This is a genomic window from Mesorhizobium sp. B2-1-3A (genome assembly GCF_006442655.1).
Taxonomy (GTDB): Bacteria; Pseudomonadota; Alphaproteobacteria; order Rhizobiales; family Rhizobiaceae; genus Mesorhizobium.
In genome coordinates this window covers 103,554-124,314 of sequence record NZ_VFWK01000011.1, presented here as the reverse complement: position 1 = coordinate 124,314, position 20,761 = coordinate 103,554, and the positions used below count along the sequence as shown (strand labels likewise).

The 20,761-nt window shown below is 61.0% G+C and carries 13 protein-coding genes and 4 pseudogenes; 9 read left to right on the top strand and 8 right to left on the bottom strand.

What is annotated here, in order from left to right; all coding sequences use genetic code 11:
* Positions 1 to 443 precede the first annotated feature (443 nt).
* Entirely contained in the window at positions 444 to 650 is a 207-nt protein-coding gene (locus tag FJ977_RS34065; protein ID WP_140776933.1) for a hypothetical protein, read from the top strand.
* Positions 651 to 1,551: 901 nt separating this feature from the next.
* On the opposite strand, the gene istB is transcribed toward FJ977_RS34065, so the two are convergent.
* Positions 1,552 to 2,280, bottom strand: a complete 729-nt coding sequence (gene istB, locus FJ977_RS34060) for an IS21-like element helper ATPase IstB (RefSeq protein ID WP_140776930.1) — start codon at positions 2,278 to 2,280, stop codon at positions 1,552 to 1,554.
* A pseudogene (locus FJ977_RS34055) lies at positions 2,280 to 2,609 on the bottom strand (IS21 family transposase); the annotation flags it as partial. The pseudogene FJ977_RS34055 and the gene istB, both read right to left, overlap by 1 nt.
* A gap of 669 nt (positions 2,610 to 3,278) precedes the next feature.
* Here FJ977_RS34055 and FJ977_RS36835 point away from each other — a divergent pair.
* The 5 genes and pseudogenes from FJ977_RS36835 to FJ977_RS34030 form a co-directional block, all read left to right on the top strand.
* Positions 3,279 to 3,842: pseudogene (locus tag FJ977_RS36835) on the top strand (hypothetical protein); the annotation flags it as partial.
* A 196-nt stretch (positions 3,843 to 4,038) separates the two neighbouring features.
* Entirely contained in the window at positions 4,039 to 5,067 is a 1,029-nt protein-coding gene (locus FJ977_RS34045) for a hypothetical protein (protein ID WP_140776928.1), read from the top strand.
* Positions 5,068 to 5,191: 124 nt separating this feature from the next.
* Positions 5,192 to 8,167 (top strand): TrlF family AAA-like ATPase, encoded by a 2,976-nt coding sequence (locus FJ977_RS34040; protein WP_140776926.1) that lies wholly within the window; start codon positions 5,192 to 5,194, stop codon positions 8,165 to 8,167.
* A gap of 465 nt (positions 8,168 to 8,632) precedes the next feature.
* A complete protein-coding gene (locus tag FJ977_RS34035; protein WP_181180161.1) occupies positions 8,633 to 11,458 on the top strand; it encodes an AAA family ATPase in 2,826 nt (941 codons plus the stop codon).
* Entirely contained in the window at positions 11,449 to 13,035 is a 1,587-nt protein-coding gene (locus FJ977_RS34030; RefSeq protein ID WP_140776922.1) for a hypothetical protein, read from the top strand. The genes FJ977_RS34035 and FJ977_RS34030 overlap by 10 nt, the downstream gene beginning before the upstream one ends.
* Before the next feature lie 414 nt (positions 13,036 to 13,449).
* Here FJ977_RS34030 and FJ977_RS36525 read toward each other — a convergent pair.
* The 3 genes and pseudogenes from FJ977_RS36525 to FJ977_RS34015 form a co-directional block, all read right to left on the bottom strand.
* Positions 13,450 to 13,527: pseudogene (locus FJ977_RS36525) on the bottom strand (LysR family transcriptional regulator); the annotation flags it as partial.
* A gap of 203 nt (positions 13,528 to 13,730) precedes the next feature.
* On the bottom strand, positions 13,731 to 14,438 hold the full coding sequence (locus tag FJ977_RS34020) for an SMC-Scp complex subunit ScpB (protein ID WP_140776918.1): 708 nt from the start codon (positions 14,436 to 14,438) through the stop codon (positions 13,731 to 13,733).
* A 5-nt stretch (positions 14,439 to 14,443) separates the two neighbouring features.
* Entirely contained in the window at positions 14,444 to 15,469 is a 1,026-nt protein-coding gene (locus FJ977_RS34015; protein ID WP_140776955.1) for a DUF1403 family protein, read from the bottom strand.
* Positions 15,470 to 15,594: 125 nt separating this feature from the next.
* On the opposite strand from FJ977_RS34015, the gene FJ977_RS34010 reads away from it, so the two are divergent.
* On the top strand, positions 15,595 to 16,827 hold the full coding sequence (locus FJ977_RS34010) for a site-specific integrase (RefSeq protein ID WP_140776916.1): 1,233 nt from the start codon (positions 15,595 to 15,597) through the stop codon (positions 16,825 to 16,827).
* A gap of 43 nt (positions 16,828 to 16,870) precedes the next feature.
* Here FJ977_RS34010 and FJ977_RS34005 read toward each other — a convergent pair whose 3' ends face one another.
* Entirely contained in the window at positions 16,871 to 17,389 is a 519-nt protein-coding gene (locus FJ977_RS34005) for an RES family NAD+ phosphorylase (protein WP_140776914.1), read from the bottom strand.
* The gene (locus FJ977_RS34000) at positions 17,386 to 17,721 is read right to left on the bottom strand and encodes an MbcA/ParS/Xre antitoxin family protein (protein ID WP_179296568.1); all 336 of its coding nucleotides are present in this window, start codon (positions 17,719 to 17,721) and stop codon (positions 17,386 to 17,388) included. The genes FJ977_RS34005 and FJ977_RS34000 overlap by 4 nt, the downstream gene beginning before the upstream one ends.
* 175 nt (positions 17,722 to 17,896) lie before the next feature.
* On the opposite strand from FJ977_RS34000, the pseudogene FJ977_RS36520 reads away from it, so the two are divergent.
* Positions 17,897 to 18,256 (top strand): annotated as a pseudogene (locus FJ977_RS36520) (hypothetical protein); the annotation flags it as partial.
* A 336-nt stretch (positions 18,257 to 18,592) separates the two neighbouring features.
* Here the strand turns inward: FJ977_RS36520 and FJ977_RS33985 are convergent.
* Entirely contained in the window at positions 18,593 to 18,856 is a 264-nt protein-coding gene (locus FJ977_RS33985; RefSeq protein ID WP_140776910.1) for a hypothetical protein, read from the bottom strand.
* A gap of 194 nt (positions 18,857 to 19,050) precedes the next feature.
* On the opposite strand from FJ977_RS33985, the gene FJ977_RS33980 reads away from it, so the two are divergent.
* Positions 19,051 to 20,145: a hypothetical protein gene (locus tag FJ977_RS33980; RefSeq protein WP_140776908.1), complete on the top strand. Its 1,095-nt coding sequence runs from the start codon at positions 19,051 to 19,053 to the stop codon at positions 20,143 to 20,145.
* The last annotated feature ends 616 nt before the right edge of the window (positions 20,146 to 20,761 follow it).

Genomic DNA, 20,761 nt, shown 5'->3' with positions numbered 1-20,761 from the left:
GGCGAGCCGATGCTTGCGCCGCCAAGGCCCGACAGCGGCGCCCAGAGCGAGCAGATGACGAACGGCATGGGCGCGCTCGGCGCATGACCATCCCGCGCAAGGTCGGCGGTGGCCGATCCTGCCCGGCCTCAGTCAGATCCGGCCCACCCTGATGCGGCCAATCCGGCAGTCCTGACCCCATCTGGGCTGCCGGCGTATATGCGCACTTCCACGCTGCGCCGCGCGCGCCTCCAGACGCTGCACCCTCGCCCGCTCCACGCGCCGGCAAGGCATTTGTCCGCGGCCTCCCGCGAAGCGCCGCGCTGCGAGTTTCCGGTCATTCTCCCGCTGACCGGCAGGACAAGAATTTAGCCTCGCCCAACAAAATTCTCTCTGCGCTAACCAATGTAAATGCAGCCGAACCATCGCGAGGTTATCAACATCCCAAGTTCGGAGGATCTTTGATGCACCTTGAATCGCTGATCGATCAATATGTGGATACTCGCAGTCGGCGCGGCCTTCTGTCGACGCAACTTGGTCTGCGGGCTCTCAAGCAAGTTATCCACACGCCGCCGGTTTCAGACAGTCGTCTTGTCGAGATGCTCGCAAAGCGGGGCGTGGACCATGGCCTCATTGTGCACTTCGACCATGCCGGCGAGAATGCAGGCTGAACGAAGGCCTGTGCAGTCTTGATCCGCAGTTCTCGATACGTCGGTATCAGTTTACGTCAGTTGCGATCCATTGTCGGCGGCCCCGCCGAGCCGGCATCGGACGCACAATTTTGCTTGCGAGCCCGGGCAATACCGCCTCCTCCGCCAGCGCGGCTTCTTGCGCCGGACGGCGACACCGACAAATTTCGCAAAATGCCTGCCTTGCAGCCCGCCATCCCAGCACAGACGAGACGGACGAGGACGCTTGGCCCCCGCGCAGGACCTTGCCTCGCGCAGCTTGACGTCGTTTAGTGCCCTGATAGCATCGCGGTTTCCCGTCCTGGCGGCGGCCCGGAACATCTGCTCGGCGTTGCCCAAGCGGCGCAGATCAGTAGGCGTAGCCGCGCAGCACCATGTGCCCGGTTCAGTTGGGCGCGATGCGCGACCGTTCGCTCGTCTCGACATAGCGGCCTTTGGTTGAAAGCGGTGTTGGCCTGATTTTCCAGAAGCGCGGTCCGCAGTTGCACGTTGCACCGCATCCTGCGGTGCCTTGGCGGCGTCGACTGCGGCCATATCCGGCAGCCCGGCGCTCAGATAGGCCAGGCTTTGCCCACAAGGCATCGGTGCGGGTCTTGCCGGCACCCCGCAACGCCACCTCGAAAGCCGCGGCGGTCCCCCTCGGCCCGTTTGGCGCCCATCAAGCACCAGCCGCGCGTCAGCGCCGCGGCCGGCCCCATATGAGTTGGATACATTGTGCTTGTACACCCCCGCGCTTGCTGCCTGTCAAACGGCGTTCAAAACTGACCCCGGATCGGCGTCCAATTTTGACCCCCTTGATGTAATGCGCGACGGGAGCGCTCGCCGGGCGTAGCTGGTCGGGGTTGCGCAGCCCGGCGAGCGCGGATCGGGTTTACGGTGTTGATCAGGCGCGGTTCTTGAAGCGCCAGGATTCGTTGCCGGTCTCGATGATCTCGCAGTGGTGGGTAAGGCGGTCGAGCAGCGCGGTGGTCATCTTGGCGTCGCCGAAGACGGATGGCCATTCGCCGAAGGCCAGGTTGGTTGTGACGATGATCGAGGTGCGTTCGTAGAGCCGACTGATCAGATGGAACAGCAACTGACCACCAGCCTGGGCGAACGGTAGATAGCCGAGTTCATCGAGCACGACGAAGTCGAGCCGGGTGAGATAGTCGGCGATGCGGCCCTGCTTGCCACCGCGGTGTTCAGTCTCGAGCCGGTTGACCAGATCGACGACGTTGAAGTAGCGGCCCCGAGAACCGTTGCGGATAAGAGCACGGGCGATGCCGATGGCGAGATGCGACTTGCCGGTTCCGGTGCCGCCGATGAGGACGGCATTGCGCTGGTCGGCAACGAAGGTGCCGTTCGCGAGATCGCGGATCAGCGCCTCGTTGACGGGAGTGCCGTCGAAGTCGAACTCCTCGATGTCCTTGGCCAAGGGCAGCTTGGCTACAGTGAGCTGGTATTTGATCGAGCGAGCCTGCTTCTCGGATATCTCGGCCGAGAGCAGGTCGCCGACGATCCTTGGCGGTTCGTGCTGGCGCTTGATGCCGGTTGCCATGACCTCGTCATAGGCACTACGCATGCCATACAGCTTCAGCGTTCCCATCAAGTCGAGAACCTGGGTGCGTTCCATCAGCTTGCCCTCCTTAGGCTGTCGTAGCGGGCGCAGTCGGCCTGTGGCTCATGCTGCAGACGAAGCGCGTCCGGGGTGAGAATGGTGATTGCCGGGGCCGGATCGCGACGGCGGGCCAGGATGTTGAGGATGACGGCAGCCGAGCAGACATTCTGGTCGAGCGCTTCCTGGCAGGCAGCTTCCACCACGTCGAGGCCATCGCTGAGAACCGCCGTCAGGATCGCCACCATCTGCCGATCGCCGTCATGGGCCGGCTTCAGTTTGCGCCGTATCCGCTCCATCGCCGGGGGCAGCGCCCAGTCGTGGAAAGGCGCACCGTTGCGGAGCGCGGCGAGGAAGAGTGGTTGGCCGGTATTGTCGACGCGCTCAAGGGCACCTGGCTCGAAAATGGGCTTTCGGCGCCTGGCGTCGGCACCGTGCTCGATCAATTGGCCGATTTGTCCAAGAGCCTTCAAGACCGCGACGCCATGCAGCTCCGCGTCGACAAGATGGTGGCGGACAGGAACATTTTTTTGGCCGAAGTCACCGCCGTTGCAGCGGAAGTGGGCGAGCCGGCGAACGGCGACGAGCCGGAACAGATAGCGATCCGTCTTGCCGAGCGCCTCGAGCGCGCCGATCGTACCCGCGAGGCGAAAGCAAACCTCGTCACCGATTTGCAGCGCCTGCAGGATGCCCGCGAGTTCCTCGATGCTGAGATTTTTGCACATGAGCGCGACAAGACCGACGTCCTGAGCGTATTTGGCGTGACTACCCTGTCAGAGGTCGTGGAACGCGACGAGCAGCTGCGCAACAGGGATCGCCTGCGCACTGCCGTGGCCGAACTCGAAGAGCAGGCGGCGGCCGAACTCGCGGTGGAAGGGTTCGAGCAGGCGCGCTCGATCCTGGACGCTCTCGATCTCGACAAGCTTGCCATCGAGAGGGCCGAAGCCGATCAGCGGCTTCAGGATCTTGACGAAGCGATCCAACAACAGCTCATTCGGCGAACGCGCGCAGCCGACAAGCTGGATGCAATTGGCGGCGACAGCGCCGTTGCCCGCATTGATGCCGAACGGCGCACCGTCCTTCTGGACATCGAAGAGAAGGCCGTCCGCTACGTCGAGCTGAAGCTGGGTGTTATGGCTGCCGGCAATGCGCTGCGCGTCTATCGAGAGCGCCATCGCTCCGGCATGATGGCGCGCGCATCCGATGCTTTCGCGTTGATGACGCGTGGCCAATACTCAGGCCTGACAACCCAACCGATCAAAGGCGGTGAAGTACTGATCGCATTGCAACACGACGGGCAATCCAAGGTCGCCGATGCGCTGTCAAAGGGTGCGCGGTTCCAACTCTATTTGGCCCTGAGGCTTGCGGGATATTACGAATTCGCCCAGTTTCGACCCTCAGTCCCGTTCATCGCCGACGACATCATGGAAACGTTCGACCATGTCCGGTCTGAGGAGGTTTTCCGCTTGTTTGGCGATATGGCGGGTGCCGGACAGGTAATCTACCTCACGCATCACCAGCACCTATGCGAGATCGCCAAGACGGTTGTGCCGGGCGTAACGATCCATGAGCTTGGATAGTCGATTTCTCGCCGCCATTCAGACACAGGCCGTTGCGTACGTCGACCCGACATGCCAGACGTGGCCCTTGTGTTGCGTCTCGACGTCCGGTGAGCGGAACGGAGCGCCCATGACTCGGAGCGGAGCGAACCGGCCCTGAGAGACGCAACCCAGGTGCGGTGCCATCCCAATTGGCTGCGGCGCAGTAAGGTCAACGATGGCGACGACATCAACCGACGAATTCATCCGCGTATCGCAGTTGCTGTCCGGCCTGACCGTGTCGGTTCCCATCATGATGATGACGCGGGAGCAGGTCGAGCGGATCACGCAAGACGCGAGCACAGACACCACGCTCGCAGCGCTTGATCGCGAGCTGCGCACAAAGTTCAAGGCGGTGGCCGCACCGGAAGATCATGTCCAGATGGCGCAGGCCTATGAGGCCTATTCGGAAGCGTCATTCTATCTGGCGATGAAGGACCGCGGTGTTGTCCTGGAGCGCACTCCTGGGACCGGCGGCCACAAAGCGAAGCGGCCGGACTTCCGATATTCGCATGCGTCCGGGCACCTCTATTTCGAGGTCAAGGCGCTCGAAATCGCCGAGCCGTTGCGGCGCCACAAGGAGATCGGTCACGAAGCGCTGGAGATCGCGGCCGAGCTGGAAGAGCGCGCTCACAAACCCGGCATCCATTTTGGCGAACCACACGAAATTTCCGGACTCCTGCCAAATGCCGGCTCGGTCGCCCGGATTGACGACACGATCCAGAAGATCAGCAACAACATCAAGCCTGGTCAGATCAAATATGGTCCCACCGTGCTTGTCGTTGATCTGGGACGTCTCAGCAGCATCGCGCAGGGTCCTTCTGGCTTGTTGCCGGTGTTCTTCCATGAAGCGCCGCCAGCTGAAAGCTGCGTGAGCGGCGAGCTTTGGCAGGTGGCGCTCGGATTGCCGGGCGAACAGATTCTCTCGCTCCCTGAGTTCGACGGCAAAAGCAATCTTGCAGGCCACCAGACCCAGACGGGCATCCTGCGACAGTTCCCCACTCTGATGGCGATCACGTTCCTCCTGCCGCGCTGGAGCGACAAACCCGAATTACTGACCATCTGGAACATCGGCTGGGATCAGACAGCTCTGGAGAACCCTTGCACCCTGAGCGAGCACGAGATCGAGACGGTCCTTCATGATTATTCCGATGGCCTGAACGATCAGCGAAACGAGTTGGGCTGGGAATATCGCGTAAGCCGCTGAACCCCTAACATTACTGTGCCCGAACCTCTCAACTGTCGGTTCGGACGACCTTATGTTGTCCTCGATCAGATCGACCGGGGAACGACCGTCAGGACTGACAGCGACCGGCATTGAAGGAGGTAACATGATCGGTCGTGGATCTGAGTGGCGGCGCTGGGAACCGCATATTCATGCACCAGGCACCGTCCTGAACAACCAGTTCGGCGGTGGCACGCCTTGGGAGACCTATCTCAACACGCTTGAGACTGTCACGCCGAAGATCGAGGCGATCGCGGTGACGGATTACTATCTGACGGACAGCTATCAGGAGGTCCTGAGATGCAAGGCGGCGGGGCGCCTGCCCGGCGTCCAGCTCATTTTCCCGAACGTCGAGCTGCGCCTCGACGTCGCCGCCAAGAGCGGTTTCGTCAACCTCCACCTTCTTGTCAGCCCCGAAGACCCGAAGCACGTCGAGGAATTGCACCGCATCCTTCAGCGCCTTCAGTTCCAGGCTCACGGCGATACCTTCAACTGCACCCGCCAGGATCTGATCTCTCTCGGCAAGAAGGCTGATACCAGCATTATCGATGATCGGGCAGCGCTCGCCCATGGCGCAACGCAGTTTAAGGTCAATTTCGACCACCTTCGGCGGGTCATGCGCGAAAGCGATTGGGCGAAAGCCAACATCCTCGTCGCCGTCGCGGGCGCGGCTGGCGACGGGACGTCAGGCCTGCGCCAGGCCGCCGACGCGACCGTGCGCCAGGAGATCGAAAAGTTCGCGCACATCATCTTCTCGAGCAGCCCGGCGCAGCGCGAGTTTTGGTCCGGACGCCGGGGGGTGACACTCGATCAGCTTCGCGAACGGTACGATGGCTGCAAACCATGCCTGCACGGCAGCGACGCCCATGACCAGCAGACCGTCGGCCAGCCGGTGGAGGAGCGATACTCGTGGATCAAGGGCGGGCTGGAATTCGACGCCCTGCGTCAGGCCTGCATCGACCCCGAGGGCCGCGCCCATGTCGGCGCCGAGCCGCCGCGCACGGCAATGCCTTCCCAGGTAATCTCCCACGTCTCGATCGCCGACGCCGGTTGGGCCGCCACACCCGCGATCCCGCTCAACCCGGGCCTCGTCGCGATCATTGGCGCGCGCGGGTCCGGTAAGACCGCACTCGCTGACGTTATCGCCGCCGGCTGCGATGCGATCGCGCCAGCAGCATGGGGAGCCAACGAGAATATCAGCCCGTCCTTCCTCGTGCGCGCCCGCACGCTTCTCGGCAACGCGACCGCGACACTGGATTGGGGCGGCGGCGCCTCGGTCACGCGTTTCCTGGACGGCCGAGACGCCAACAGCCATCTAGCGTTTCCCCGCGCGCGTTATCTATCTCAGCAGTTCGTCGAGGAGCTTTGCTCCTCCGCCGGTGTTTCTGACGGCCTGATCGCGGAGATCGAACGTGTGATCTTCGAGGCCCATCCCCAGGACGACCGCGACGGCGCTATCGATTTCGCCGAACTGCGCGACTTCCGCACCGCTCGTTTCCAGCAGGCTCGGGAAAGGGAGGCAGACGCGATCGCCGACATTTCCGAACGCATCGCCACCGAAATCGAGAAAGAGGCTTCGGTGGCCGGCCTGTCGCTGCAGGCCACTCAGAAGGACGGTCAGATCAAGAGCTACAACCAGGATCAAGCCAAGCTCGTTGTCAAGGGCAGCGAAGCGCAGGCAAGCCGCCACTCGCAGCTTGGGCAGGCGGTTCAGGCACTTCGCGGAACGATCCTGGCCTATGGCAACCAGCGCCGTACTTTTGTCGCCCTGCAGGACGAGGTGGCCAGCACCCGCGCCACCAAGGCGCCAGAACTTTTGCGCCAGGCCAAGGAACGGCACCAGCACAGCGGCCTGAGTGCGCAGCAGTGGGATGAATTCCTGCTCATCTACAAAGGTAACGTCGACACGAGCCTCGCGGGCTACGTGGCTTGGGCCGACCAGCAGGTCGCAGCACTGACGGGTCCGCCGATCCCGCCCGCAGCCCCGAGCACGCCACTTTTCCCGGACAATGCCGATCTATCCAAGCTGACCCTCAACACGCTTCTGGCCGAGATGGTCCGCCTAGAGGCCTTGGTCAGTGCCGACAATATCGTCCGAAATCAGTACGCCACCCTCTCCCAGCGCATCGCGGTCGAGAACGCGGCGCTTCAAAACCTGCAAACGCGACTGGCCGACGCCCACGGCGCCGCCACACGTCGGAGAGAGCTACAAGGTGAGCGGGATGCGGCCTACGCCCGGGTCTTTCAGGCGATCATCAATGAGCAGGACGCACTTGCTGACCTCTACGCGCCGTTAATGGCTCGCCTCACAGCATCGACAGGCACGCTGCGCAAGCTCGGCTTCTCCGTGTGCCGCGTCGTCGATGTCGCCGCCTGGGGAACGGTCGCCGAAGAAGATCTTCTCGACCGGCGCAAGGCGGGACCGTTCCAGGGTCGCGGCGCGCTGATCGCGCTGGCCGACACCACCCTACGGCCCGCGTGGGAAACAGGGTCGGCCGCAGATGTGCAGGCGGCGATGGCCAGCTTCCTCGCGCTGTATATGAGAGATCTGATTGGCCACGCGCCCTATGCGCAAAACCAGCAGGTGGAATTTCGTACGTGGCTGAAGCAGTTCGCACACTGGCTTTTCGACACGGACCACATCTCGGTCCGCTACGAGATCGTCTATGACGGGATCGACATTCGTAAGCTGTCGCCGGGGACACGAGGCATCGTGCTTCTCCTGCTCTATCTGGCATTGGACGACGCAGACGACCGCCCCCTTGTCATCGATCAGCCCGAGGAGAATTTGGACCCCAAGTCGGTGTTCGATGAACTCGTTGCCCTGTTCGTGGCCGCCAAGGCCAAGCGTCAGGTGATCATAGTTACTCACAACGCCAACCTCGTCATCAACACGGATGCGGATCAGATCATCGTCGCCGATGCCGGACCGCATCCGGCAGGCGGACTTCCGCCGATCACCTACAGGGCTGGCGGCCTGGAAAACGCTGAAATCCGCAAGGCGGTATGCGACATCCTCGAAGGCGGCGAGGAAGCCTTCCGGGAGCGCGCACGGAGGCTGCGGGTCAGATTAGATCGCTAAGGAAATGCCCCTACTGCCGAGCCGCTGTCTCGCCTCCGAGGAAAGGCTACGCGTTCTGAGCCCTCTGAAGACCAGGACGAAATCTATGATCTGTGCCCTTGGCAACATAAGCACCCGCCTTCGTACATTTCTTTGCCAGATCCATTGCAGTTTAGGTTGCCTATCGAAACGAAACCGCGATCATTCTCGATTCAGGTTGATAGAACTTCTCAGGGTTTGGCTTGGCGTAGGGTTTTCTGCTAAGTCCTGCAGCGTCGAATCTGATGCTCGCGAAAGTGCAATAAGAATATGTCCGAAACTGCGTTTCAATTCCTATTGCAATATGAAGGTCAGCCCTTCTACCCGTCTCGATGCTTTATAATAGCTGACCCGAAGATTAAAGATCGCAATCAGTGGACCCTCCAACTGGATTCACCCCAAGACGCCCCCTGGGTTTACCAACTGGATGACATAAAGGATTGGATGTTGCACGGCAGCAAGGCGGTGCGGCAGATCATATACGATCGAAAGGATCCACGCACCCCCTATCGAGACTTGGAGCGGGACGAGGTGTTTCGGGAATACCTTAGAAAAATATTGGAAAAACTACCGCCGGAATATCAATCCCGTCGAAAATACGCCTTGATGCCGTCGATCGCAGACGAAAAAACGCGAACTCGCTATAAGCGTGCCGTGGAGGCCGCCATCCCCGGGATAGCTGTTGTACCAGAGCCGGAAATGGTTGCTGAGTATTTCCGCCTCCTAAAGCGAACCATGGAACTCGAAGCTGGACGAAACAACGTCCTTCTGGTGGTGGATGTGGGCGCTGCGACCACCAATATGACTTTGGTTCTCAGCCGGCGCGATCAAAGTATTGTCAGCCCCGATTCAAAGGGGGCACAGCGTGACCTGCGGCTTCGTGCCCTTCGAGGCGACAGCGTCGGTCACGCGGGCCGTTGGGTCGATCAGCGCCTTTGCGAGCTCCTTGGTGTCGACGTCACCGATGCGGCGTTGCGCGCAATCGAAGACGCGAAAGTTCGATCAAGCTTGGGTGAAACGGCGATTACCTTCAAAGTGCCATTGTCGGAAAAGCAGCTCACGATCGATCGACAGACGCTTGTGCCTGTGTCTGGCGAACTTTGGAGCGGCCTGCGCCCTCTCTTCGAACGACTTTGTGAGCGGCTTTACGACAACCAGACGTCCTCGGCGGACGCGAAGCGCAAGAGCAAGGAGCTTTTCGAACAGCGTGGCGTGACCGGTCCAAGTGATGCCCATCGTTTGATCGACACAATTTTGTTGGCTGGCGGAACAAGTCTGCTCCCTGGCTTCCAGGATGCGATGATGGAGACGCTCTTTCCTGATGGCGATCAGCCAGAGGTCCTTCGGGTTGGGAGCTCTTTCGCAATTGCTGCAGCGGTCGGTGGGCTCGCCCACATTCTGCACAACTACGATCCGCCGCGCCTTCGCGAGCCGAACGAGCAGGGCAGGGACGTTTTTACCGCTCCGCTCGAATCGACACTTCCCTATCCGCTGTTGCTGGGGATGAAGCAGTCCGCAGACCGCGAACAACAAATTATCGTGCTTGATCCAAACGATCCGTTTGTCGACGACGGCGGAAAGCGTCAGATTGAAGATCTACCCGCACTTGCAAAAGGATCGCAGCCAAAAACACGGCTGGTGCCAGGACCCGCGGCGGGTATGTCCGCTCGGCAGGGACGTCAGTTTCGCGCGATGAAGGTACGTGAGTCGCCTGGCAAGATGGAGCTCGAATGGGATCCGGTTCGCGAGCGCGCAACAATCCGTTCGAACCAAGTCGACGAAACGGGTCATCTCTGGATCGATGCCAATATGCTCCGCAAGCGTCAGGAACCAGCTCTAGATCCGTTTGATGAACTGTTGGACTCGGAGGCATTGGCCGTAGACGGTGCGAATGACATTATTCTGGACTTGGGCATGTCCAAAATCGTTGCGGTGACTGCGAACCGCGGTTGGACGTCAGCCCAAGAACTTGAGCGTGTTGTGCGCGAAGGGGTAAACGTTGACGGTCGCGTGCCCGGCACGACTGCGGACAAGAAAGACGCTCGGGAGACAGAGCGCCCAGATGCTCTTGATCGCAGCCCTCAGCAACGGGTTTCTCAGGCCAAGGCGGCCGAGGTCGCGAACGGGCAGAGCCTCACGCGAAACCTCGTGCCTGACAATGGCGATATCGGGAAGAACAGCAAAGAGAAAAAAGACAAATCCGGATCGTTCGCGCCGAGTGAACCGGCTGTAGTGCCCGGCTTACCACCCTCAACGCAAGCTACGCCCGATGAGGAAGACCGCTTCGATTGGGGGGAACGCGTTACAGACTCCGAGTTTTCGCAAGCCCTCGCATCACTCAAGGATACTGTCAAATCCGCAGAACCCCATCTGCACTTCGACGACGTTGTCGTGGCTCTGCTTGCGCTCGCTGTGCGGCCATTCGTGCTCCTTGCGGGGCCTCCGGGGTGTGGAAAGTCGACACTTGTCCGGCTTATTGCGCGCATGCTTGGCAAGAAAATTGGCGAGACTTTTCACGAAGTCGCCGTGCAGGCGCATTGGGAAAACGACAGCGTTCTCTTCGGCGAAACGGGCCTCTTGAGCCACCTCCTCAAAGAAAGAACGCTGTCGCATCTGATCCTCTTTGATGAGTTCAACCTCACACGGCCGGAGTACTATCTGTCTCGGCTCTTTCACGCATTGGACGGCGGAAACGGCGTGATCACGCAAGACACGACGATTGCTCCGTGCCGCGTTTTTGGCACGTTGAACATCGATGACTCGTCGCGTCCACCCTCACCAAAGGTCCTGGACCGGTGCTTCCTTCTTGAGCTCAAGCAAGTCTCGTGGGATATGGAGGGGCCAGCCGGGCTCTCTAACCTGGCGTCAATTCCTCCCCTTCCAGGCCTGCCGGCCATATCAGTCGGTGGCGCAAACACCGACGCACGGGTCGATGCAGTGTTGCAAGCGCTGCACCTAGCGGTTCATGATCATGAACTCCGACACGACCTGCTTCCCTCTCGCCGGGTGCTCTCGGACATCAAAGCGCTGCTCAATCTGCACCACAGACTGGACCTTCAGGGCAAAGGATTGTTGGACCGGGATGAATTGGTGGACCGTGTAATCGCGAGCCGTATCCTGGTAAAGTTGTCGGGAGCGTTCGATCAACTGCAACCAGCATTGGACGCGCTAGAGAAGGTCGTTGATGGGGTCGATGAACTCCCCAGAACACGTCGGCGTCTGAAACTGGCGCGTCAGCAAGCGCGTCTCGGATTCATTTCGCCTTGGCAGTAGACAGGTCCACCATTGAAGTTATCCGCGTGATGGGAGCGGATGGTGTCGGTGTTGAGCATCGATGGGAGCCGAACACCTGGTATCTCGTCCGCGACGACTCCCCCTATATCGACATCTTGACCCGCGGCATTGTCGCGCGAGCGAAGGACGTCCACACGAAGCTAGTCCCTCTTGCCGAGCCGGCCGAAGACGGCACCCAGTGGCAGCGATGGAGCTTCGAAAGTGAATTGGCAAGACAGCGTCGTCTGGGCGACATCAGTCTTCCGCTGCAGACTCCGAAAAGCTGTACGTTGCGTTGCTACGTCATTCCAACGGCGCTGCTAAACTACCGCGATGTAATAGCGATGGTCGAAGATATCGAAGTCGAGCTTGGGTTTGCGGCGGCCTGGGATGTGATTGCCGAGCGCCCCGAGCGATCATGGGGTCGCCGCAGCAACAGCGGCGGCATGACGATCCACTCCGAACTCATTCGTCTGGTTGACGAGGAGTTGCGTGCGGCGCACTCGATACGCCGTGATCCGTTTACCGAGCTGGGACCCCAGTCAAGACGTGGCGTTCCGCTGGCGGAGAATGCAATCGTCTCGCATTGGGCGATGCGCAGATGGAGTCAGATGCGGGATTCGGCTGATGCCGTTGCAAGCAAGCTGAAGTCGCTTCGGTTGAGAGGTGGCCGCAGGAACCCAGAAAAACGACAGGAGAAGATCGACGAAGAGATCAGGCAGTTCACCTCAATTGAGCAACGATTGGGGGATTTTAAGAGCATTCTGGCGCGTCTCGGCAACGACTTGGAACTGACGACTTTTATGTACCCTAGTCCGTTGTTTCAGCGAGACTTTCGTCTTCGGCAACTTCTTCGCGCCTTTGCTCCCCTTTATTCCGAGGCGCTTTCCGAGATTGAATCTGCGAAGTCGCACTATCCACCTGTGTTTCTAAATAGTTTGTGGGAGCTCTGGGGAGCAGTTTGGCTGGTGAAGGAATTGCGACGTTTGGGCTTCTCTGGCGCCCATTCGACGAATGCGACTGATCTGGCCAAGTCCAGCTCTTGGCGCCTGAAACGAAATGATGTTGTTCTTGAACTGGATTACGAGGCGGAACCTGTGTTCGTCGACTACGAGAAACTTCCGCCGGCGCACGAACGCGATATCCCTGCACTCGAGTGGGCGGCACGTAATCAGGAACTCGACGCTGAGCGTCCCTTTCTTGGATTGGAGCTTCGCTGCTCACCTGATTATCTGATCAGGATCACGACACCGAATGGAAAGTTGCTGATGGTTGGCGATGCATGCCTGGCAAGCCCAAAGCATCACGGGAAGAACAACAAACTCGACGTCAAGCCGCATACGGTCGAGATGTACAGGAGAACGTTGGGGTGGTCGACCGAAGCTCACATTGTTCGGTGTCACCCTATGGGCGGTTTCGTCATATTCCCGCCGCCCGCGGGCGCGTGGGTCGATATTGAGCGCCTACCCGGTGCGGGCGACTGCACCATCCTTTGCCCAAGTCCGCAAGGTGACCCGGAAGCAAGCCGACGGTTGGAAAGCTTACTCATGACCGTGGCGCCGGAGATTTGTAAGTAGCAAACGGGGACCAGCGGCTTTTTTCTGATCTGTGCAGCAAGTGCCTGCCGCGCAGAGGAAAGGGCTCTCATGGCTGTCTGCGGCTACCCGGCGGCCAGGAAAAACGATCGCTTGGCCAAGGCCCGATACCTATTAGAGATCGAGGCGTGCGGTGAACTCGACCTGCCAGCGCACATGCGGGCTCTTCTCCGCTCAACGATGTGGAAGGCGTAAACCTTGACGCCGCGTAGCCGGTCAGTCCGTATCAGATCACCCTGAGCTCGCTGGCTGAGGCTTTCCGGAACGTTTGTCCAGCACCAACTTGTAACTGATCTTCTGACCATCATTGAGGCTCCGAAAGCCGGAGCGCACCTTTCCCGATCTCATCCTTGGCGACGCAAATTTTCTTCCTTCTCGGTCCGGCCAAATCATTTGAGGATAGCGTGTCATAATCGGGACAAGCGCGCCGGAGGCCACATATTCATGTGCGATGCAATCGGGGAGCCAGGCGATCCGAGGAGCAGCGCTGGGAGACACAGCGCGACCGCGGCCGAGACGAGCGTTTCGAATGAACCGCTCCTTGTCCGAGACATGCTTACGAATTTCGGGCAACGAACACGGCAAATTCTCATAACCTCTGCCTGCCTGAGCAGCCTCCTATTGAGAAGCCGTTGACGTGAGCAATTGCCAAGGGACTGCTGCGCGGCAGCGAGCTCTTAATCCTCGATCTCGACGTCGGCGTTTCGACGGCTGGCGGAAAAGTCGGGGACAATGTCGCCCGCCAGCAACTTCTCTTTTGACAGCAGGCCTGCATCCTCAAGCGCCTCGAAATCCGGCAGGTCTCGCAGCGTGTCGAGGCCGAACTCCAGCAGGAATTCTTTTGTCGTGACGTAGGTGTAGGGCGCGCCCGGCGTCGGGCTGCGCGGACCGGAAGCGATCAGGCCGGCACCGCGCAGATGACCAATAAAATCGCGACTGATCTCCTTGCCGAAAAACGACGACAATTCTCCACGTGTGATCGGCTGGAAATAGCCGATGCACATCAGCACGAGCACCTCTGACTGCGTGAGGTCTGCAGCGCGCTCGTTACCGCCGACTGCACTGCGGATGGCGTCGGCATAGGCCGGCCGGGTCAAATGTTTCCAGCCGCCAGCGACCGAAACCAGGTCATAGGGTCGACCCCGCAGCTCCTCGCGAATATCGTCGATCAGAAGATCGACGCTGCAGCTTTTGCCGACGACGCGCGCCAGCGCCTCGCGACCGACCGGTTCACTGGCTGCGAAGATGGTCGCCTCCACCCGATGCATCCATTCGCGCCATCGCGCTTCCGGCGGCAGATGATCCAACTCCCGGTCAAACAGCTGGTCAGCTGATCGACGGTCATCTGGCCTATCCTTTCCTCGTCCGCGCGCCGCTTCCACCATCGCGCTCAGAGCCCGTAAATACGGAACGTGGTGCGGCCGGACAGCTCGCGCACGGCGCCGAGTTCGAGCAGACGGTCGAACAGGCGGCGCAGGCCGCGATCGCTCATGCCGGCGATTTGTTCCGAAGCGACGATCGCGTCGTCAGAGAGCAGCCTTCCCACGACGACGTCCGCCGCCTTGGCCCTGAGTTTCGGCGCAACCGCAAGCAGCCGATCCGCACGGCGCTCGAGCTCAGCGGACAGATCAATCGCACGCAACGCAGCGCGCGCCTGCGCGGCAAGCAGATCTTTCGCACGCTCAGGATCTGTCTCAGTGCCTGTCGCCACCGATCCGGCTGCCGATCGACGCGAGCGACCGCTTGTTCCCAAGGCCGCTTCGGCGCCCAACAGCGGCACGGCCTGCGTCCAACCCAGCCGTTGCGCCAGCAGGGCGTCCGCGAGCCAACATCCGAAGGCTCGTGCGAAGCCATACCTTTCGGCGGCCGTGAACGCGCCGGTCAGCATGCCGACCATTCCGATGCTCGCGGAAAGCTGTCGAAGATCATCTGCCAGTTCGCCGACTGCGTCGTCGTCGCGGCGGAGACCAAGGTCATCCAGCACCGCGCCGATGCTCGCCTCGGTCAGCAGTTTCTCGGCAGGCGTGCCAGCCAGCCGGCGCCAGGCAAGCAGCATCGATCCGGCGGGACCGACGGACAAAAAATCGCCCGGCCGCGTGAGCAGCACCGCATCGCGCAATGCTGCCTCATCTTCGACGCGGCCCGCCTGCTTTGCCGTTAACGCGGCCGCCGAAAGTGCCAGCCGCTGCCGCCAGGCGCCGGCCCACCGCTCCTGCCGCCGAACCACCGCATCGAGTGCGCTGATGGTGGCGCCTGCGATGAGCGCCACCTCCTCAACATTTTTTCCAGCAAGGCTTTGCGCATCGGGAACCGCCCGACGCAACCAAGCAGGCACGGCGGCTTTCGATGCAGCGACGCTGGCTTCACCAGTCAGCGTACCGTGGTAGCGCAGGGACAGTTTGGGTCGAAGAATCATCCGCGATAGGATGAATCCTGGCGGCGCTTTTAGCAACCCAATTTGCATATAACCGCCGCGCCTGTCGCGCACATTAAATGAATGATAATGTTGCATTATCGTTCGTTTTGCTCTCTATAGGAGAAATGGCCGTTTTCCGCGAGCAGAAGCCCAAAATTCACGCCCAGCGACCCTCCGGAGCGCCCCACAGCATAGGGCTGGCCGACAATGTTTCGACCGCGCCAACGTCGGCCGATCTCGAGGCACAGGCTGAGGACGACCTGCCCGACATTATCGACGTCGTGCTGGCGATGGGGAAGACGCCGGAAGAGCCGCCGGCGGAACCCCTGGCGCCCTCCCCTCCCCTTCCGGTCGTATTGAACCCGCGCTTGACGCCCCATCTCGATGCGCTGGCCGATCGCGCCCGCGACTATGTCGAAGCCGCGAGCTCCGCCAACACCCGCCGCGCCTACGCCTCGGACTGGAAACAATTTGCGAGCTGGTGCCGTCGGCAAGGCGTCGAGATGTCTCCGCCCGATCCACAGGTGGTCGGGCTCTACATCACCGCCTGCGCCTCGGGAAAGGCGACCGGCGACAAGAAGCCCAATTCCGTGTCGACGATCGAGCGCCGGCTGTCCTCGCTGACGTGGAATTATGCGCAGCGCGGCCAGCCGCTCGACAGGAAGGACCGTCATATTGCGACCGTCATGGCCGGCATTCGCAACACCCACGCCTCCCCACCCCGGCAGAAGGAAGCGGTGTTGCCCGAGGATCTGATCGCCATGTTGGAAACGCTCGACCGCGGAACCCTGCGCGGCTTGCGGGACCGCGCCATGCTGCTGCTAGGCTTTGCCGGCGGGCTGCGCCGCTCCGAGGTCGTCGGCCTGGATTGCGGCCGCGACCAGACCGAAGATGGCCGCGGCTGGGTTGAGGTTCTCGACAAGGGTTTGCTGGTCCGCCTGCGTGGCAAGACCGGCTGGCGCGAGGTCGAAGTCGGCCGCGGCTCGTCCGACGCCACCTGCCCGGTCGTGACGCTGGAGACCTGGCTCAAGCTCGCGCGCATCGCGCACGGACCGCTGTTCCGAAGGGTGACAGGCCAAGGCAAAAAAGTCGGCGCCGAGCGGCTCAACGATCAGGAGGTCGCCCGCCTGGTCAAGCGGACCGCACTGGCGGCCGGCGTGCGTGGCGATCTGCCGGAAGACGAACGTGGGAAGCTCTTTGCCGGACATTCGCTGCGCGCTGGCCTCGCCTCCTCGGCCGAAGTCGATGAGCGCTATGTGCAAAAGCAGCTCGGCCATGCCTCGGCTGAAATGACTCGCCGCTATCAGCGCAGACGCGATCGCTTCCGGGTCAATCTCACCAAAGCATCAGGCCTGTAAGGCGAAAGACCCCTCCCCTGGCCCTTCGGATGCCGAGAGTGCGTTATCGCCACGATAGCTGGTCCTTCGGCAACCGACCGCTCGGGTCGAATACAGTTACCTTGTGCGGCAGATCCGGACCCCAGTCCCAAAGGACCAGGTTGCGATCCTCCATCTCGGCGCTCGGCGCGAAACTTGGGACCACGATGCCGGCAATATTTCGACGTCGCAAGCGGTCGTAGATGGACCAGGACGCTGGGCGCTCTCCGTCGCTGAGCGCCGTCCCCCAGGCGCAGGCCATCTCCTCGAGCGTGATAGAAAATTCTCCCCTCGCCTCGTCCGTTGTCAGATCCACGATGTCATCGCAGTCGAGCTCATAGGAACACAGCACGCACGGATCGATCCGGTGCGCGAACCCCTGGTTGGCTTCCTTGACCGCTGTCATGATGGTCAGCGCCAAATAGAGCGCCGGCACGCCTTTGGGATTAAATCGCGCACCTCTGATCGCCGCCCCTTCGCCGGAAGTCGGCTTGAATGCCCAACGTGGATCGTGCGCCCGGTAGCAGGTTCCGACAAATTTCACGCAAAACCACCAACGGCCATGTGATCGAGATAATCACGGACCGCAGCTGCCTTGCCATCCTTCACCAGCGCTTCAGCAGTGCGTCCGCCAAATGCTGGAAGCGGCTGAGCTCGATACCAGGCCATCGCCTGCTCCTTGCCCCCCGCCCAATCCGTCACGCGGCTGATGATCTCAAGCATTTCCCGCAGACGCCCCTGTGTCTTAACCGTAGCGCTACGCTCCGAGCGATAAAGGGTCTCGCGAGCAAGACCGGCGGTCTGGGCCAACTGGCCCTTGGACATGCCAAAACCGTCCGCGACCTGCTCGATCGCAATCTTCCCGTTCCGGTCCATATAGGACAAGATGAGAGGTCCATTCTGCTCGGGGATCTTCAGTGCATGAGCCACAGAATTCATCCTACCATATTGAGAGTCATGTTTCTTGTGCAAAATATATGGCAGTTCTGGGCAGCTTTCAAGCTCGGCACCGAACCAATTCGAGGTGCTCCCTAACACGCACGCGGATTGAGCCGACCGTGCGCGCGACTATGTCGAGGCAGCAAGTTCGGCAAACACCCGATGCGCCTATGCCGCTGACTGGAAGGAGTTTTGCTCCTGCTGCCGGCGTTACGTCGTCTGATCCGCAGCCGCCAGACCCACAAATCGTCGGCCTTTACATCACGGCCCAGCCCTCGGGATCTCGGCCTGGTGTTGCGCGTGATCAAACCGACGTCGGTCGCGGCTGGATTGAATTTTTTCCAGACATGGGCGTGCTGGCCTCGCCCCCTCGGCCGAAGTCGATGAAGGCTATGTGCAGAAGCAACTCGGCCATACCAGCGCCGAGATGACCCGTAGGTATCAGCGGCGGCGTGACCGCTTCCGGGTCAACTCACCAAGGCGCCCGGGCTGTGAAAAGCCCTCCCCTCCCCCGGTTGATCGGGTGAGGCGGTCAGGGTCTTTCCCTCGAAGGCGAACTTCTGAAACCGAAGCCCGTCACTCAGATAGTCGGATGGCATTGTTTCGAAGTGCAGGTGGAATTCGAGCAAAGGAAGATATCGATGTCACGGCTTTTGCGATGGCCGATCTGGATCATCATTGCCGTTCCGCCGCCAAATGACCGTTCAAAGTCATCGCGCCCCGGCATTCTCGCGAAGCTGGTCGATCAGGTCGGTAGTGATACCAAAAGCCGCCGCCATTCGGACGGATCGGCTATCAAGTCCAGTCATTACGCGGTGAGCGGATAGCTCTCGCCGGACCAGGCAGAGAAGTGGGCGGCAAAAGCCTTCAGGTCGTCGACCGCGATGTGGTGCGCGGTTGCGAACTCGACTTGCTGGGCGAGAGGGACATCGCCGAGAAAGGCGCTGACATGACCGGGATGCTGCTTGGCCAGATCGATATCAGCAAGGCAATGCGCAAGCGCCGCGTCGTCCAATTGATCGCTGTAGGGCGCGTTCACCGTCGTCAGGACTGAACCGAGATGCTTGCTCATAATTCGTGCTAGATAGTCGTCTCAGGCATGTCGCACAAGTTGCCGCCCTCTTCCGCACCCATCGGCGGTCGGCGACGTCAGCGTTGTTCTCGTGACCCAAATGAGCCAGAATCGGGTCCAACATCGTCGACGACGACGCCCGGGGTTCGCTTGACGAAAAAAGCACGGATCTACCACCCGGCCGGAACCCGAGAATGACCGAGGAAAAACCCGTCCGCCTACCTGACACCGCTTCCGTCGAAACCGTGCTCGCGGGTTTAGAGCCGCAGTCGGCCGACGTCGAACTCGCCCCTGCCCTGAACAAGGCCTTTCCGGGCTTCGTCTTCACCGTCGCGACCATCGACGATCCCTACTGGTGCAACCCTCACGACGTTGTCGCTGCCGACGGCACCCGCCTCGGCGATCATCGCGCCTGGGTCGAGCATGAACTGGCCGAGGTCGGCGGTGACCTCAACGCCTTCTGGGACCGGCATCGTCAGAGCGGGGAAAAATTCGCCGAATGGCGCGGCACCACCGCCTTCGCCTTTGCCCCGACCGGTCCCGGCGTCGCCGACTTCGTGCAGATTTCGCTCGGCCGCGAGATCGAGTTTCTGGCAGGCGCGGTGGTCGATCCCGACTATCGCCCCCGCACCATCGACGATCTGTTCGAGCCGACCTGGGTTTTGCGCGGTCCCGCGGTCGAGACGCAACAGCTCGCAGGGCCAGTCTACCGGCTGCGTGGCCGTTCCGGCGGCGGCATCGTCCACATGCGCAGTTTTTTGGCGCGCCGGACACGCATCGAACGCGAACTGCGCGAGGCGCAGCGGCCCGAGCTGGAAAACCGTGTCATCCGCGAGGTCGGGCCAGATGGCACGCGCGAAACCGCGTTTTTTGACGCCAATCCCGACTGGTTCGATTTCGTGCCTCGCGAAAGCCGCTTTTTTGTTGACTGGGAGCGATCGAGTGCGGCCATCGACCGCATCTTTGCGCACTGGGCCTTCGACATCCACGACCTCGATGATCGCGGCCGGCGCGAGATTGGCTTTATTCCGCGGCCCCTCAAAATCCCGACTGAGAGGCTGCTCGCCGACGAAGGCGTCTCCGTGCACCGGCTGATGGAACGGATCGAGGTGATCGACGGCGAAATCGGTCTGCCCTTCGCCTGGTTCTTTCTGATGACCCACGGCCACTGGGTCGATCCGAATGTCGGTCACGCGATCGCCGAAGGCCTGCGCACGGGCCGGGTGCGGCTACCCGATCAGGACGCCGCCGTTCTGCTCGCCTGGGCGGACAAACCGTATCTGTTTTGAGCGAGACGCAAAACTGTGGCGCCGAGGCGCTTGATACGCGGGATCCGGTGCCGCCCCTTCGATTGTAGCGCCGGTTTTGGTCGGCATCTCGTCCGACGACGGCGTCAAGACACTGCGCCATCTGTCTCGGTCAGCAATCTGATCGACCGCGCGCCGGCAACGCGGTGATCATCGGCCACCGAGAACTTCTGCGCACACCTGCGCGTTTTCACGCGAGATCGCGCAAATGGCCGCCACAACTGCAGATTTGTTCGGCCCGTTCGCATCGTGGGCCAAGATGCGGGCGCATTTCTGCGTGCCCATATCTCGATAACCTCCTGCAATGCCCTGGGCTGCCCCCGATGCTCGGCCCGTCCTGTCGGCAGCGGCTGCAAAGTCCGGCCAGCTCTCAATCGCTGCTGCGCGACTCGTTTTACTGCCGTAAATTCTGGTGCTTATGGCAGAGGAAACATAGGCTTAGTTCTGCACGGGTGGAAACCGTGTCGGCGATGATCGAGATGTTTGCCCCAGAGCTGGTCGCACCGTTAACCTTCTGTTAACCGAAAACTTCTTGCTGTGCTTGGCCGAATCGGAGCTTAATGGCGCTTGTTAGATAGTTTTATCGCAAAAAGCGCCA